The 15377-nt window shown below is 72.3% G+C and carries 11 protein-coding genes; 3 read left to right on the top strand and 8 right to left on the bottom strand.

Going from position 1 to position 15377, the window contains the following annotated elements:
* Positions 1-176 precede the first annotated feature (176 nt).
* Positions 177-1673: an Asp-tRNA(Asn)/Glu-tRNA(Gln) amidotransferase subunit GatB gene (gene gatB, locus ACFHWE_RS07115; RefSeq protein ID WP_416599924.1), complete on the bottom strand. Its 1497-nt coding sequence runs from the start codon at positions 1671-1673 to the stop codon at positions 177-179.
* A gap of 276 nt (positions 1674-1949) precedes the next feature.
* Between gatB and ACFHWE_RS07120 the strand changes: the two genes are divergently transcribed.
* Entirely contained in the window at positions 1950-3137 is a 1188-nt protein-coding gene (locus ACFHWE_RS07120; RefSeq protein ID WP_416599811.1) for a Cys-Gln thioester bond-forming surface protein, read from the top strand.
* Between the two features lie 358 nt (positions 3138-3495).
* Complete coding sequence (locus ACFHWE_RS07125) at positions 3496-4695, top strand: Cys-Gln thioester bond-forming surface protein (protein WP_416599812.1); 1200 nt, start codon at positions 3496-3498, stop codon at positions 4693-4695.
* 110 nt (positions 4696-4805) lie between these two features.
* Here the strand turns inward: ACFHWE_RS07125 and gatA are convergent, their stop codons facing one another.
* The 7 genes from gatA to mnmA all read right to left on the bottom strand — a co-directional run bounded on the left by gatA (position 4806) and on the right by mnmA (position 14056).
* Positions 4806-6302 (bottom strand): Asp-tRNA(Asn)/Glu-tRNA(Gln) amidotransferase subunit GatA, encoded by a 1497-nt coding sequence (gatA, locus tag ACFHWE_RS07130; RefSeq protein WP_416599813.1) that lies wholly within the window; start codon positions 6300-6302, stop codon positions 4806-4808.
* Between the two features lie 2 nt (positions 6303-6304).
* Entirely contained in the window at positions 6305-6604 is a 300-nt protein-coding gene (gatC, locus tag ACFHWE_RS07135) for an Asp-tRNA(Asn)/Glu-tRNA(Gln) amidotransferase subunit GatC (protein WP_028646930.1), read from the bottom strand.
* Between the two features lie 95 nt (positions 6605-6699).
* Positions 6700-8739, bottom strand: a complete 2040-nt coding sequence (locus ACFHWE_RS07140) for a putative bifunctional diguanylate cyclase/phosphodiesterase (protein WP_416599814.1) — start codon at positions 8737-8739, stop codon at positions 6700-6702.
* A 261-nt stretch (positions 8740-9000) separates the two neighbouring features.
* Positions 9001-11205, bottom strand: coding sequence for an NAD-dependent DNA ligase LigA (ligA, locus tag ACFHWE_RS07145; protein WP_416599815.1), 2205 nt, complete (start codon positions 11203-11205; stop codon positions 9001-9003).
* A gap of 26 nt (positions 11206-11231) precedes the next feature.
* Entirely contained in the window at positions 11232-12311 is a 1080-nt protein-coding gene (locus ACFHWE_RS07150; RefSeq protein WP_416599816.1) for a methionine synthase, read from the bottom strand.
* 31 nt (positions 12312-12342) lie between these two features.
* Positions 12343-12870, bottom strand: coding sequence for a DedA family protein (locus ACFHWE_RS07155; RefSeq protein WP_416599817.1), 528 nt, complete (start codon positions 12868-12870; stop codon positions 12343-12345).
* 88 nt (positions 12871-12958) lie between these two features.
* Positions 12959-14056: a tRNA 2-thiouridine(34) synthase MnmA gene (gene mnmA / locus ACFHWE_RS07160; RefSeq protein WP_416599818.1), complete on the bottom strand. Its 1098-nt coding sequence runs from the start codon at positions 14054-14056 to the stop codon at positions 12959-12961.
* An 88-nt stretch (positions 14057-14144) separates the two neighbouring features.
* Between mnmA and ACFHWE_RS07165 the strand changes: the two genes are divergently transcribed.
* A complete protein-coding gene (locus ACFHWE_RS07165) occupies positions 14145-15317 on the top strand; it encodes a DUF695 domain-containing protein (RefSeq protein ID WP_416599819.1) in 1173 nt (390 codons plus the stop codon).
* Positions 15318-15377: the final 60 nt, after the last annotated feature.

A 15377-nucleotide genomic window follows, 5' to 3' on the forward strand; every position in this document is an offset into this window, starting at 1 on the left:
CGCCGTCGCGCTCTCTCCTCGAACATGGGGGCACCGGCTCGATCACGGGTGCGACCGCGGCGCGCTGCCCGCCTGCGGCCACTCTACGCAACCAAGGTCACACACCGATTGAGGACCGGCTGAGAGTTGACGTCGAGACGGTGACCCTCGGTGAGAGGCGGTTCCCGGCACCGGGATCAGCCCGCGCCCAGCCGCTCCAGGATGAGTTCGCGGGCGCGGCCCGCGTCGGCCTGGCCGCGGGTGGCCTTCATGACGGCGCCGACCAGGGCGCCGGCCGCCGCGACCTTGCCGCCGCGCACCTTGTCCGCGATGTCGGCGTTGTTGGCGATCGCCTCGTCCACGGCGGCGCCGAGCGCGCCGTCGTCGCTGACCACCTTCAGGCCGCGGGCCTCCACGACGACGTCGGGTTCGCCCTCACCTGCCAGAACCCCCTCGACGACCTGCCGGGCAAGCTTGTTGGTGAGCGTGCCCTCGGCGACGAGCGCGATGATCCGGGCCACCTGGACCGGGGTGACGGGCAGGGCGGCCAGGTCGGTCTCCTGCTCGGTGGCGCGGCGGGACAGCTCGTTCAGCCACAGCTTGCGGGCCTCCGCCGACGGAGCGCCCGCCTGGACGGTCGCCTCGACCAGGTCGATGGCGTCGGCGTTGACGAGGTCGCGCATCTCGGTGTCGGTGAGATCCCACTCGGCGCGGATCCGGGCGCGCTTGGCTGCGGGCAGCTCGGGCAGGGTCGCCCGCAGTTGCTCGATCCACTCCTGCGACGGGGCGACGGGGACCAGGTCGGGGTCGGGGAAGTACCGGTAGTCCTGGGCCTCCTCCTTGCTTCGGCCGGAGGTACTGCGGCCGAGGTCCTCCCGGAAGTGGCGGGTCTCCTGCACGACCCGCTGCCCGGCGTCCAGGACGGCGGCCTGGCGCTCGATCTCGGAGCGCACGGCGCGCTCGACCGAGCGCAGGGAGTTGACGTTCTTGGTCTCGCTGCGGGTGCCCCAGGTGTCGGCGCCGCGCTCGTTGATGGAGACGTTCACGTCGCAGCGCATGGAGCCCTCCTCCATGCGCACGTCGGAGATGCCCAGCGAGCGGGCCAGGTCGCGCAGTTCGGCGGCGTAGGCGCGGGCGACCAGGGGCGCGAGGCCGCCGGTTCCGGTGATCGGCTTGGTGACGATCTCCAGCAGCGGGATGCCGGCGCGGTTGTAGTCGACGATGGAGTGGTCGGCGCCGTGGATGCGGCCGGTGGCACCGCCCACGTGGGAGGTCTTGCCCGTGTCCTCCTCCATGTGGACGCGCTCGATGTCCACCCGGAACACCCGCGGGCCGTCAGGAGTGTCGACGGTGACGTCGAGGTGGCCGTCCACGCAGATCGGCTCGTCGTACTGCGAGATCTGGTAGTTCTTCGGCATGTCCGGGTAGAAGTAGTTCTTCCGGGCGAACCGGCCCCAGGAGGCGATGGAGCAGCCCAGGGCCAGCCCCAGCCGGATGGCGCTCTCGACCGCCGTCCGGTTGACGACCGGCAGCGAACCGGGCAGCGCCAGGCAGACCGGGCACACCTGCGTGTTGGGCTCGGCGCCGAACGCGGTGGGGCAGGGGCAGAACATCTTGGAGGCGGTTCCCAGCTCGATGTGGGTCTCCAGGCCGAGCACGGGCTCGTACCGGTCCAGGGCCCGCTCGAAGGGCACCGGGTCGAGGGTGCCGCTGTCGGTGCTGGGAGTTACCGCGTGGGACATCGCCGCAAACCCGTTTCAGTAGAGGACGTGCGTTCGCGCCCCAGCCTACCGAGGGCCGGGGGCTGCGCCGTCCCGCGCTGCCCGGATGTCACGGCGCGCGCACGATTGGGTCGCTATCGCGGGGGTTCGGCGCTCCGCACGGGTCGCCGACGGTTACGCTGAGGGGTCCGAGACCTGAGGTCCGGCGCACCGCCGCGCCGACCACCGCCCGATCTTCTGGGAGCGAGCATGTGGAGCATCCTGCGCCGATGCGCCGCCGTGCTGGCGTCGGCCGCCCTGGCGGGCGGACTCGGCGGAGCCCCCGCGGCGTGGGCCGACGACTTCTCCCGGGTGGACCGGGAGCCCGTGGAGGGTGTCGACGTGGTCCTCACCGACGGGAGTGAGGAGGGCACCGCGCTCTTCAGCCTCCGTGTGGCCGACAGCCAGTCCGTGGCGGCCTACCGGGCCACCCCCGAGGAGGGGGTGCTTCCGCGCGCAGCATACGTGGAATCACCGTGGAGCGACACCCCCCGATGGAACGAATCCCGTGACGCGGGCTCCGCCGGACCGGCGGACCGGGCCGCCTGGATCGTCGCCCACTCCTACCCGAACGCCGAGCCCGCGGAGTTGTCGCTGGCCGCGGAGGTCCTGCTCCTGAGCGAGGGGCAGGCCATCGCCGCCACCCAGGCCGCGCTGTGGCACGTGCTGCACGGGACCGGACTGGACGAGCTGAGCAACGACGCCGCGGTGGTCGCCCTCTACGACCACCTGGTGTCCGGGAGCGCGGAGGCGGATCCCGGTTCCACCGTGCGCTCCCTGGAGATCACGCCCGCACAGATCGACGCCGTCGCCCCCGGAGAGCCGCTCGGACCCGCGACCGTGACCGCGTCGGGCTCCTCCCCGGTACGCGTCTCGTTGCAGGGCGCTCCCGCCTCCTGGCTCGTGGACGCCAGGGGCGAGCAGGTCAACCAGGTGACGGACGGCGACTCGGTCTACCTGGACGTCGACCCGTCGGTCCCGGCCGGGGTGGTCACCCTCCAGGCGCAGGGCAGCGACGTCCCCCTGCCGGAGGGGCGCCTGTTCACCGGGCGGGACGGGGTGCGCACCGGGGCTCTGGTCACCGCTGAGCCGGGGACGACCGCACGCTCCACCACGGCGACCTTCACCTGGAACCCGGAGGAGCCGCTCTCCGTGGTCGGCCCCGAGGCGGAGGCGGCGGCCGCCGCCGAGCCCGGGGAGCCCGAGCCGCGTGCTCTGAACACCGACACGGACGACGACACCCGCCAGGAGGCCCGCGAGGAGGCCCCGGAGGGCGGGGACGGCGACGGGGGCCTGGCACTGACCGGAACCTGGGTGTCGGGGCTGCTGACCATCGCCGGGGCCTTGGTGGTATCCGGTCTGCTCATCCTCACTCTGGGCCGCAAGCGCCACCGCTGACCAGGTCGTTTCCCTGATAGGGACAGGTATTGACCCGGTTCCCGGACAGCCGATTTTGACCACATTTTCCGGAGTACCGGTTGGAAGTGAGCCCGGGGGTCGCTAGTATCAGCCGCGTAGCGGACATTCCAGGCGGTCTTCTCTCGCCACCACCGCGGCACGATCCACCGATGGCACCCGACCCTCGGCGCACGCGCACCGCGTTCCCCCTCATCGGATCCGCACCCCCCGGTGGCGGCCCGCACAACCCCCAGGAAGTCCCTTCACGCCCCGCTCCGCGTGAACCGCTCGCATGACCTCAACGTCCGTTCGAGGGTGCCCTCACACAGACACCCTCCGCACACCATGGGACACGGCTTTGACCAACCTCATCTCCTCCCCCCGACGCACCGTGCGCGGCGGCCTCGCGGCCACCGCCGCCGCCCTCCTGGCCCTCGGCCTCGGCGCGGCGCCCGCCGCCGCCGACCCCGAGGAAGGTGACAGCGCGGTCCGCGCGCAGTACACCGGCAACGCCGAGACCGGCTCCTCAGTCAAGATGGACGGTGCCAATGTCGGGACCGTGCTCTTCGAGCTCACCCTCGAAGGCGGCGAGACCCTCACCACGTACTGCATCGACCTCGAGACGAGCATCGTCGGCGACGCGTGGTACCTGGAGGACGACTGGAGCACCTACCCCGGCCAGGGCCACTTCTCCGACCCGCCGCTGGTCCACTGGGTGCTCCAGAACAGCTACCCGAAGGTGAGCGCCGCCGACCTGTCCGAGGACGCCGGCCTGGCCTCCCCCGCCTCCGACAAGGACGCCCTCGCCGCCACCCAGGCCGCCATCTGGCACTTCAGCAACGGCGCCGACCTGACCGACGCCGACGACGACGTCGAGGCGATCTACGACTACCTCATCGAGAACGCCGAGGTGCTGGCCCAGGACGAGGAGCCCGAGGCCACCCTGAGCATCACGCCCGCCGAGGCCTCCGGCGAGGCCGGTGAGACCGTCGGCGAGTTCCTCGTGGAGACCAGCGTCGAGGGCACCCTCACCGTCGAGGTGCCCGCGGGCAACCCCGAGGGCGTCGTCCTGGTCGACGCCGAGACCGGCGACCCCGTGACCGAGGTGGAGAACGGCGACACCGTCGGCTTCGAGGTCCCCGAGGGCACCGAGGCGGGCTCGGCCTCCTTCGGCCTGTCCGTGACCGGCATCGTCCAGACCGGCCGCCTGTTCCGCGGCGAGGACGAGAACAAGCCCACCCAGACCCTCATCACCGCCACGAGTGAAGAGGTCTCTGTGGAGGCCTCCGCCACCGCCTCCTGGACCGTGCCCACCGACGAGCCCAGCGACGAGCCCTCGGACGAGCCCAGCGACACGCCCAGCCCGTCCGACAAGCCCTCTGACAAGCCCAGCGACACGCCGTCCGACGAGCCCAGCGACGAGCCCGACGACCAGAACGAGCCGGAGCTGCCCCTCACCGGTAGCGCCCTGACCGGTCTGATCGTCGCCGGTGTCGCCGTGGTCGGTGCCGGTGCCGGTGCGATCTACCTGAGCCGCAAGCGCAAGAGCGCCGAGTAGGCCGCCTGTAGGCCGAACGGCCTCCGCGCCGCGGAGCGGCAGGGAACGCGACGAGGGCCCGTCCACCGGACGGGCCCTCGTTTCGTGCGCTGTGGACGTGAGAAGCCGGGTCAGACCACCGCGTAGGGGCTGCGGGCGAGCAGCGCGCCGCCGCGCTCGGCCAGGGCCCGCTCCACGGCCGCCGCCACCCGGTAGGTGCGGTCGTCGGCCAGCGGCGGGGCCATGATCTGGAAACCCACCGGCAGGCCGTCCTCGGGCGCCAGGCCGCACGGCACCGACAGCGAGGCGTTGCCCGCCAGGTTGGACGGGATGGTGCACAGATCCGCCAGGTACATCGCCATCGGGTCGTCGGAGCGCTCGCCGATGGGGAAGGCGGTGGTCGGCGTGGTCGGGGAGACCAGCACGTCCACGTTCTCGAAGGCGGCGTCGAAGTCGCGCTTGATGAGCGTGCGCACCTGCTGGGCGCTGCCGTAGTAGGCGTCGTAGTACCCGCTGGACAAGGCGTAGGTACCGAGCATGATGCGGCGCTTGACCTCGGGGCCGAAGCCCTTGGCGCGGGTCAGCGACATGACCTCCTCGGCGCTGCGCGTGCCGTCGTCGCCCTCGCGCAGGCCGTAGCGCATGGCGTCGAAGCGCGCCAGGTTGGAGGAGCACTCGCTGGGCGCGATGAGGTAGTAGGCCGACAACGCGGCGTCGAAGCTCGGGCAGGACAGCTCCACGACCTTGGCGCCCAGGGACTCCAGGAGTTCGACGGTCTCCTGGAAGCGCTGCCGCACACCCTCCTGGTAGCCCTCACCGCCCAGCTCCTTCACCACGCCCACGCGCAGGCCCTCGACACCGCCCGCACGGGCGGCGTCCACGACCTGGGGCACCGCGGCGTCGATGGAGGTGGAGTCGCGGGGGTCGTGGCCGGAGAACGCCTCGTGGAGCAGGGCGGCGTCCAGCACGTTGCGCGCGAACGGGCCGGGGGTGTCCAGCGAGGAGGCGAACGCGATGAGGCCGAAGCGCGACGAGCCGCCGTAGGTGGGCTTGGCGCCGACCAGGCCGCACACGGCGGCCGGCTGGCGGATGGAGCCGCCGGTGTCGGTGCCGGTGGCCAGGGGCGCCTCGAACGCGGCCACGGCCGCGGAGGAGCCGCCGGAGGAGCCGCCGGGGATGCGGTCGGTGTCCCACGGGTTGCGGGTCACCTGGTAGGCGGAGTTCTCCGTGGAGGAGCCCATCGCGAACTCGTCCATGTTGGTCTTGCCCAGGATGACGAGACCGGCCTCGCGCAGGCGCGCGGTGACGGTGGCGTCGTAGGGCGGGTGCCAGCCCTCCAGGATCCTGGAGGCGGCGGTGGTGGGCATGTCCTTGGTGGTGAACACGTCCTTGTGGGCGATGGGGACCCCGGCGAGCGGTCCGAGCTCCTCACCGGCGGCCCGGCGGGCGTCCACGGCCCGTGCCTGCCCCAGAGCGGACTCGCGGGCCACGTGCAGGAACGCGCCGATCTCCCCGTCCACGGCCTCGATGCGGTCGAGGTAGGCGGTGGCGGCCTCCTCGGCGGACACCTCACCGGAGCGGACGGCCGCGCCGAGTTCGGCGGCGGTCAGGCTGACGATGTCGCTCATCGCTACTCCTCCTCTCCGAGGATCCGCGGGACCCGGAAGCGCTGGTCCTCCACCGCGGGGGCCCCGGACAGGGCCTGCTCCGGGGTGAGGCAGGGCCGGGCCTCGTCGGGACGGTAGACGTTGGTCAGCGGCAGGGCGTGCGAGCTGGGCGGGATGTCGCCCTGGGCGACCTCCTGCACCTTGGCCACGGCGGTGAGGATGTCACCGAGCTGGACGGCGAGCGTGTCGAGCTCGCTCTCGTCGAGCGCCAGCCGCGACAGCCGGGCGAGGTGTGCGACCTCATCGCGGGTGATGGCGGTCATCGTGTGTGAACCGTTTCTTCGGCGGACTGGATTTACCGCACCAATCCTAGGGCTCCGCGGCCGTTCCCGGCGCCGGTGGCGGCGCGGGGCGGGTCTCACGGGCTGGTGAGGGTGCCGTGTTCGCGGGCGGCGATCCACCCGGCGACGTCGCGCGGGGAGAGCGGTGGGGAGAAGAAGTGGCCCTGGGCCGCGTGGCACCCGGTGTCGCGTGCGGCCGCGGTGAGCTCGCCGGACTGGACGCCCTCGGCGGTGGCCCGCATCCCCATGGCCTTGACCAGGGTGATGGCGGCGGAGACGACGGTGCGGCCGCCGTTGTCGTCAGCGAGGCGGGCGGTGAACGACTCGTGGATCTTGACCTCGTCCAGCGGGAGCCCTGCGAGCGCCGCGAGGGTGAAGTGGCCGGTCCCGAAGTCGTCCAGGGCCAGGCCGACCCCGAGGTCGCGCAGGCGTTCGACAGCGGCGGTCGCGGCCTCGGTGTCGGCGATGAGGGCCTGTTCGCCGATCTCCAGGACGAGGTCGCGGGAGGAGACGCCGTGTTCGCGCAGGGCGGTGGCCACCGTGGAGGGCAGTTCGGGATCGAGGAGTTCACGCATGCACAGGTTGACGGCGACCGGCAGGTCGATCTTCTGCTCGCGCCACTCGGCGACGCGGGCGAGGGTGGTGTGCAGGACCTGCCCGGTGAAGGCGCGGAAGAGGTTGGACTGCTCCACGACCGGGATGAACTCGTCGGGGGTGAGCAGGCCGCGGGTGGGATGGCGCCAGCGGGCCAGGGCCTCCAGGCCGACGGGGCGGCCGTCGGCGAGGGAGACCTTGGGCTGGTAGTACATCTCCAGCGCGCCCTCGGCCAGGCCGCGGCGGAGTTCGCTGTACAGGCTCAGGCGGGCGGTGGAGTTGCGGTCCTTGCCGGGGTCGTAGGACTCCACGCCGGTCCGACCGCCCTTGGCCACGTACATGGCGACGTCGGCGCGCTGCATGAGCAGGGCGAAGTCGGGGGCGTCGTCGGGGAAGAGCGCGATACCCATGCTGGCCTCCAGGTCGAAGTCCATGCCCTCCAGGCGCACGGGTTCGGCGAGGGCGCAGCGCAGGCGTTCGGACACCTCCCGGGCGGCTTCGGTGTCGCGGACCTTGGGCAGCAGGACGGCGAACTCGTCGCCGCCGAGCCGGGAGACGAGGTCGCCGGGGCGCACGCTGTGGGAGAGACGCCGGGCGACGGTCTGGAGGAGGCGGTCGCCGGTGGGGTGGCCGAGGGTGTCGTTGACCTCCTTGAACCGGTCCAGGTCGAGCAGGATCAGGCCGACCCTGCCGTCCCGCTGCCGGGCGTGGGAGATCTCCTCGCGGGCGCGGACGGTGAGGAGCTTGCGGTTGGCCAGGCCGGTGAGTTCGTCGTGGTTGGCCTGGTGGTCGCGTTTGACCGAGAGCAGGGCGCTGGTGTGGAGCGCGGCCAGGGGGACGGCGAACAGCGGTACGTACAGCACCGAGTGGGTCATGGCGGTGACGACCAGCGGGGCGAGGCTGAGCAGGACGGCGTTGACGTAGGCCTGCCGGCCGACCCCCTTGAACAGGACCTGGGCGAGGGGGACGCGTTCGTGCATGGCCACGGCGCAGATGACCAGGATGCGGTTGACGGCGAAGTAGGCGGTCCCGGCCAGGGCCATGGCGAGGAGCTCGCCGGCCGCGGGGGGCCAGGGCCCCCGGAGCAGGTACGGCAGGGACAGCCGCAGGACGGCGTCGGTGACGCCGAGGGAGAGTGTGTACTGGGCGGCGTTGAACGCGGTGCGGTGCGGTGCGTGGCCGCGGACGGTGCCGCCGACGGCGGTGGCGGCGGACTGCAGGACGGCGGCGACCGGCAGCCCGAAGAACACCACGACCGCGAAGGAGAAGGGCAGCGAGGTGGGCGTGCCGCTACTGCGCGGCTGGCCGGGCGAGTAGACGGGTCTGAGCTCGCCCAGGACGATCATGCACAGCAGGACCCAGATGAGCGGCTCGGCGGCCAGGCCGCGGAGTTCGGCCAGGCCGATCTCCAGACTGGCGGACACGAGCAGGGCGGTCCCGGCGAGCATGGTGCTCGCCGTGTACCACCACAGGGGTGTCCCCGCCCGGGGACCGATGTCCCGTGAGCTGTTGGGATCCTTCATGCAGGTCCTCTTGAGGGGGCCGCGGAGCGGTCCGGCCCGGGCGGCCGGCGCTCCTGTGTGTCGCGGTCCCCGGCCCGGTCGCCCCTCCACGACCGAATCGGGGGTCGGGATGCGTCCGCATCCGCGGTGGTGCCCAGCTTACGCCGCGGCATCACCAAACGTCGCATACTCGGGACTATCCGTGAAATACGGTGTGTAACAGGGGCAGACATCACGGGCACGGTCGACCGAGACCGGTGTACCCGCGATGCCCGGGAGGCGTCAGTCGGCACTCTCCTCGGCGGGCGGGTTGAGGCGCTCCCGTAGCGCGGCCTCGGGCCCCGCCTCCAGCAGGACGCCGAAGCCCCGTTCGTCGAGGATCGGCACACCGAGGGTGACCGCCTTGTCGTACTTGGAGCCGGGCGCCTGCCCCGCCACCACGAACCCGGTCTTCTTGGAGACCGACGAGGTGGCCTTGCCCCCGCGTTCGACGATGGCCTCCTTGGCGCTGTCGCGGGTGAAGCCCTCCAGACCGCCGGTGACCACCACGGTGACACCCGCGAGCGCGTCCGACCGGTGCTCGGGCTCCTCGTCCTCCATCCGCACCCCGGCCGCGCGCCACTTGCGGACGATCTCGCGGTGCCAGTCCACCTCGAACCACTCGCGGATGGACCGGGCGATGGTCGGGCCGATGCCGTCCACGGAGGCCAGTTCCTCCTCGTCTGCCTCCCGGATGGCGTCCAGGGAGCGGAAGTGGCGGGCCAGGTCCTCGGCCGCGCTGGGGCCCACGTGCCGGATGGACAGCGCGACCAGCACACGCGACAGCGGGCGGCTCTTGACCTCCTCCAACTGTTCGAGGAGCTTCTCGACCGTCTTCTTCGGCTCGCCCTCCTTGTTGGCGAAGAAGGACACCACCTTGGGCTCACCGGTAGCGGGGTCGGTCTTGGGCTCGGTGGTGTCCGGGTCGAGCACGTGGGTGCGGATGGGCAGCAGTTGGTCGACGGTGAGGTCGAACAGGTCGCCCTCGTCCCGCAGCGGCGCCTGGGCGGGCTCCAGCGGCTGGGTGAGCGCGGTGGCGGCCACGTACCCGAGCGCCTCGATGTCCAGCGCCTTGCGTCCGGCGATGAAGGCGACCCGCTCGCGCAACTGGCCGGGGCAGGAGCGGGCGTTGGGACAGCGCAGGTCGACGTCGCCCTCCTTCTGCTGACCGAGCCGGGAACCGCACTCGGGGCAGTGCTCGGGCATGGTGAACGCGCGCTCGGTGCCGTCCCTCTTGTCCAGGACCGGGCCGAGGATCTCGGGGATGACGTCACCCGCCTTGCGCAGCACCACGGTGTCGCCGATGAGCACGCCCTTGCGAGCGACCTCCTGGGCATTGTGGAGCGTGGCGAACTCGACCTCGGACCCGGCGACGGTCACCGGCTCCATCACGCCGTAGGGGGTGACCCGGCCGGTGCGGCCCACACCCACCTTGATGTCGACGAGCCTGGTCGTGACCTCCTCGGGCGGGTACTTGTAGGCGATCGCCCACCGGGGCGCGCGGCTGGTGGAGCCCAGCCGGCGCTGCAGCCCGAAGTCGTCGACCTTGACGACGATGCCGTCGATCTCGTAGGCGGGCACGTGGCGGTCGCGCTCGTAGCGGGCGACGTAGGCGCGGACCTTCTCCACCGAGTCCACGACCTCGTAGCGGTCGCTGAGCGGCAGCCCCCACGCACCGAGGAGCTCGTAGGTCCGGGACTGGCTGGTGAGAGCGGGTCCGTCGGCCGCCGGTTCGTAGGCGCCCACGCCGTGCACGATCATCGACAGCGGCCGGGCGGCGGCCACGCGCGGGTCCTTCTGCCGCAGCGAACCGGCGGCGGCGTTGCGCGGGTTGGCGAACACGTGCTCGCCCGCGTCGGCCATGCGCTTGTTGAGCTCGGTGAACCCCTGGACGGGGATGAACACCTCGCCGCGCACCTCCAGCAGCACGGGTGCGGGGTGCTCGGACTCGTCGAGGCGCTCGGGCACGGCCTCGATGGTGCGCACGTTGAGGGTGATGTCCTCGCCCACGCGCCCGTCGCCGCGGGTGGCGGCACGCACGAGGCGGCCCCTCTCGTAGACCAGGTCCACGGCCAGGCCGTCGATCTTGAGCTCGCACAGGTAGGCGTCCACCGGCACCTCGGCGCTCGCCCGGTCGGCCCAGGCGCCGAGCTCGTCGAAGTCGAAGGCGTTGTCCAGGCTCTCCATCCGGACCAGGTGCTCGACGTCGGCAAAGTCGCCGCTGATGGGGGCGCCGACCTTCTGCGTGGGCGAGTCCTGGGTCACGAGGAGGGGGAAGTCCTCCTCGATACCGCGCAGTTCCCGCATGAGGGCGTCGTACTCGGCGTCGGAGACGACGGGCCTGCCGAGGTAGTAGCGGTAGCTGTGGTCGTCGAGTTCCAGGCACAGCTCCTGGTGGCGGTCACGAACCCCGTCGGGGATGTGGGTGGTGCTCTCGTGTGCGCTCAAGGGCTGCCTTCCTCCTGCTCTCGTACTCACCTGCTGCGGTCGCGGACGGCGGCCCGCCCGCGGGGGTCGTCCCGCAGGACGCGGGCCCCGGCCCGCACTGTCTCCAGAGCGGCCCGGGCGTAGCCGGGCGAGGCGCCCGCCAGCCCGCACGCGGGCGTGGTGACCACCGTGCGGGAGAGCAGGTCAGGGTTGATGCCCAGCCGGTTCCACAACTCGCGTACGGGATCGACGGTAGCGGCGGGGTCGGACACTCGGGGACCGCCGCGGACCGTCCCCGCGGGCGGCGGGTCGATCCCCGGGACCACCCCGAGGAGCAGCCCGGTGCCCGCCTCCACGGCGGTGCCGAGCGCCTCGTCGTGGTCGCGGGTGAGCAGGCGCGCGTCCAGGCCGAGGGCGCGCGCGCCGCTGCGCCGCAGCAGGTCGACGGGGGCTCCCGGGGCGCAGCAGTGGACGGCGGGGACCGTGTCCGCCTCCTCCAGAGCGGAGAGGAGCGGGCGCAGTACGGCTTCCGCGTCCACGCGGTCGACGGCGGGCAGGCGACCGTAGCCACTGGCCGTGGGCAGGGAGCCGAGCAGGACGGCGGGCAACGAGGGTTCGTCGATCTGCACGAGGAGCCGGGCGCCCGGAACACGCTTGCGGACGTCGGCGACGTGCGCGAGGACGCCCTCCAGGTGGGACTCGGCCAGGTCGCGGCGGGCCCCGGGATCGGAGACCAGGCGCTGACCGCCGCGCAGTTCGACCGAGGAGGCCATGGTCCAGGGGCCGGCGGCCTGGATCTTGAGGGTCCCCTCGAAACCGTGGGCGTGCTCGGTCAGGGCGTCCAGGTCGTAGGACATGAGGCTGTGCGCCCGTGCCAGGTCCCGGCCGGGGCTGTCTGCCACCCGCCACCCGCTGGGCTGGACCTCGACGGGTAGGTCCACCAGGAGTCCGGCGGTGCGTCCGACCATGTCGGCGCCGACACCGCGGCCGGGCAGTTCCGGCAGGTGGGGCAGGTCGGGGAGTTCGCCGAGGACGGTGCGCACGGCCTCGTGGGGGTCCTCCCCCGGCCAGGACCCGACCCCGGTGGAGGAGGCGTCGGGCCAGGGATGGGAATACTGTTCGCTCACGCCGCCCAAGGTTAGGGCACCGGCGGTCCGCTCACACGGGACGCGCGGGTTCCGCCTCCTCGGAGGGCTCGGTGCCCGCGCCCTGGTCCCCGGCGGCCCTGAGGCGGGCGCGCACCACCAGCGCGCCGGCCCCGGCGACGGCGGCCGCGGCCACCCCGGCCGCGGTCCAGGGGGAGCGCAGGAACAGCGTCCACCAGGCGCCGACCATCCCGGACAGGACCACGCCCCACACGCCGGCCCAGATGAGGGAGCCGACGAACATGGCGGGGAGGTAGACGCCGAAGCGCATGCGCATCGCCCCGGCGGCGAGGTTGACCGCCGTCTGCACGCCCACGGTGAGGAAGCTCAGGGTGACGACGGGGGCGCCGTAGCGGTCGATGCGGGCCCTGGCGGTGTCGAGTCTGGTACCGAGGCGGCGCCCCATCGGGCTCAGGGACACCCCCGCGCCCAGGCCGCGGCCGATCCAGTAGGTGGCCTGCACGCGGCAGAAGATGACCGCGAGCAGCACAAGGTAGACGATCCAGAAGGGCCGCCCCTCAAGGAAACCGAACTCAGGCATGGACCAGGCCCCCTCTTCTCGCCCTTAACTATGGTGTGCCTTACCTAAATCTGGCAAGGGTGAAGGCGAAGAAGATACCGTTTCGCCCCTATCCGGCCGCCACCGGGCCCTCCGCCCTGGCACTCGCCGAGATCGTCGCCGACCCCAGCACGGTGTCGCCGTCGTAGACCACCACGGCCTGACCCGAGGCCACACCCGACGCGGGTTCGGCCAGCTCCACGTGCAGCTCCGGGCCGCCCTCCGCGTCCCGCTGCACGACGGTCGCCGGGTACACCTCGCCGTGGGCGCGCAACTGGACGTGGCAGCGGACCGGCTCGACCGGCGGCGCGCCTCCGCTCCACACCGGCCGTACCCCGGTGATCCGGTCCACCCTCAGCGACGCGCGCGGCCCCACGGTCACGGTGTTGTCCACCGGCTCGATCGAGAGCACGTAGCGCGGGTGCGGGGAACCGCCCAGCCCCAGCCCCTTGCGCTGGCCCACGGTGAACGTGTGCGCGCCCTCGTGCCGCCCCACCTCGTTGCCGTCCTCGTCCCGGATCGAACCCGGCCGGGCGCCGATCCTGCCCTGGAGGAACCCGGCGGTGTCGCCGTCGGCGATGAAGCAGATGTCATGGCTGTCGGGCTTGTCCGCCACGGACAGCCCCCGCCGCTCGGCCTCCTCGCGCACCTCGTCCTTGGTGCAGTCTCCGAGCGGGAACACCGCATGCGCCAACTGCTCGGCCGTCAGCACGCCGAGCACGTAGGACTGGTCCTTGCGCCCATCGATGCTGCGCACCAGGCGCCCGTCGACCTTGCGGACGTGATGCCCGGTGGCCACGGCGTCGAAGCCCAGGGCCACCGCCCGGTCCAGGACCGCCTCGAACTTGATCTTCTCGTTGCAGCGCAGGCACGGGTTGGGCGTGTGTCCCGCCTCGTACTCGGCGACGAAGTCCTGGACGACCTCGCGGTCGAACTCCTCCGACATGTCCCACACGTAGAAGGGGATGCCGATGACGTCGGCGGCGCGCCGGGCGTCGTGGGAGTCCTCCACCGTGCAGCAGCCCCGCGCTCCCGTCCGGTAGGACTGCGGGTTCTTGGAGAGCGCCAGGTGGACACCGGTGACGTCGTGGCCGGCCTCGGCCACCCGGGCCGCGGCCACCGCGGAGTCGACCCCGCCGGACATGGCTGCCAGTACACGCAAAGTCATAGTGCGCTCCAGCGTATGCGCCGTGCGGGGGTCCGCGCCACGGGGATACCGGGCAAGGGTGGTCACGCGCTTCTGCGAAAATCAGGGTATGGCTCTGTTCCGTCGTCGCCGCTCCACCGCCGACACCACCACCGCAGTGACCGCCTTCTGGGACGCCTGGCCCGAGCTCCGCGACGCGCTCGCGAGCGCGGTGGAGGCCGGCCGGGCCGCGCCACCCGACGTCGGCGACCGGGTCACCGCCCTGGTCGAGGCGGTCCACGGCGACCTGGACTGGGAGATCGGGCGCGCACCCGAGCAGAGGCCCGGCACGGTCGAGGACATCGACCTGTCCCCGGACGTGGACCCGGGCAAGCTCCTCGAACAACTGGCGGCGCTCGACGACCCCTCCCAGCTCACCGGCGGCCCCGCCTACGCGTTCACCCTCCGCCCGGGCATCTCCGACGAGGCTCGGGTCATGTCGGAGCGCTGGTCGCGGTCGGCCCCCGACGACGAGCAGTGGGTCTTCCGGCCCGCCCTGCCCGCCGACCACGGGAGGCTGTCCTCCGTCCTGACCCTGGACGACCACGAGCTCGACCTGTCGCACACCTCCGTCTCCCTGCGGGTGGACCAGGCCTCCGGAAAGATCGAGGCCGGCGTGTACCACCCCGACAACATGTTCCTGCCCGACGAGATCCGCCACAAGCTGGCCGAACACGTCACCATGCTGGCTCTGGGCGAGGACGACACCGTGCGGTGGATCGGGAAGGTGGAGGCACTGGAGGAGCGCCCGCTGGACCCGCTCCCGCCCACGTCGATGCCGGCGGTGGCCCGGCAGATGGCGGACATGCTCGGCGGTGTCGACGGCTGGGTGACGCTGGAGGGCGCGCACCCGCTGTTCGGTTCGGTGCGTATCCGGCTCCGGCACCCGCTGACACGCCGCGACTTCCCGGCGTTCTCGCTGTACGTGCAGGTGGTGGTGCCGTTCGCGACGATGGACGCGGACAAGCGCCCGGTTGACGCCTCCGAGGCCGCGCTGGCCGACCTGGAGTCGAGACTGGAGGAGACGCTCGGGGACAACGGCGCGCTCTTCGCGCAGAAGACCGAGCGCGGTGAGCGCCACTACCACTACTACCTCGACCCGGAGTCCGGGGTGCTGCCCTCCTTCGAGGAGCAGTTGCTGGGGTGGCCGGAGGGCAAGGTCAAGCTGCGCAGCCAGCTCGATCCCGAGTGGACCTGGTTCGAGGCGTTCAAGCGGCCCTACCGCCGCACCCTCGGTTCCTGACCGCGCGGCGGGCGACCCGGCCGGGCCGGCCGTCCAGGGACGAGCGGCCGGACGGCCGCC

The sequence above is a fragment of the Nocardiopsis sp. LOL_012 genome, from assembly GCF_048060475.1.
In the GTDB taxonomy this organism is placed as follows: Bacteria; Actinomycetota; Actinomycetes; order Streptosporangiales; family Streptosporangiaceae; genus Nocardiopsis.

Bases quoted from the DNA above. Each gene is read 5' to 3' on its own strand.
- ACFHWE_RS07120 (WP_416599811.1), top strand. From the start codon at position 1,950: ATGTGGAGCATCCTGCGCCGATGCGCCGCCGTGCTGGCGTCGGCCGCC.
- gatA (WP_416599813.1), bottom strand. From the start codon at position 6,302: ATGAGCGACATCGTCAGCCTGACCGCCGCCGAACTCGGCGCGGCCGTC.
- gatC (WP_028646930.1), bottom strand. From the start codon at position 6,604: ATGACCGCCATCACCCGCGATGAGGTCGCACACCTCGCCCGGCTGTCG.
- ACFHWE_RS07140 (WP_416599814.1), bottom strand. From the start codon at position 8,739: ATGAAGGATCCCAACAGCTCACGGGACATCGGTCCCCGGGCGGGGACA.
- ACFHWE_RS07155 (WP_416599817.1), bottom strand. From the start codon at position 12,870: ATGCCTGAGTTCGGTTTCCTTGAGGGGCGGCCCTTCTGGATCGTCTAC.
- mnmA (WP_416599818.1), bottom strand. From the start codon at position 14,056: ATGACTTTGCGTGTACTGGCAGCCATGTCCGGCGGGGTCGACTCCGCG.
- ACFHWE_RS07165 (WP_416599819.1), top strand. From the start codon at position 14,145: ATGGCTCTGTTCCGTCGTCGCCGCTCCACCGCCGACACCACCACCGCA.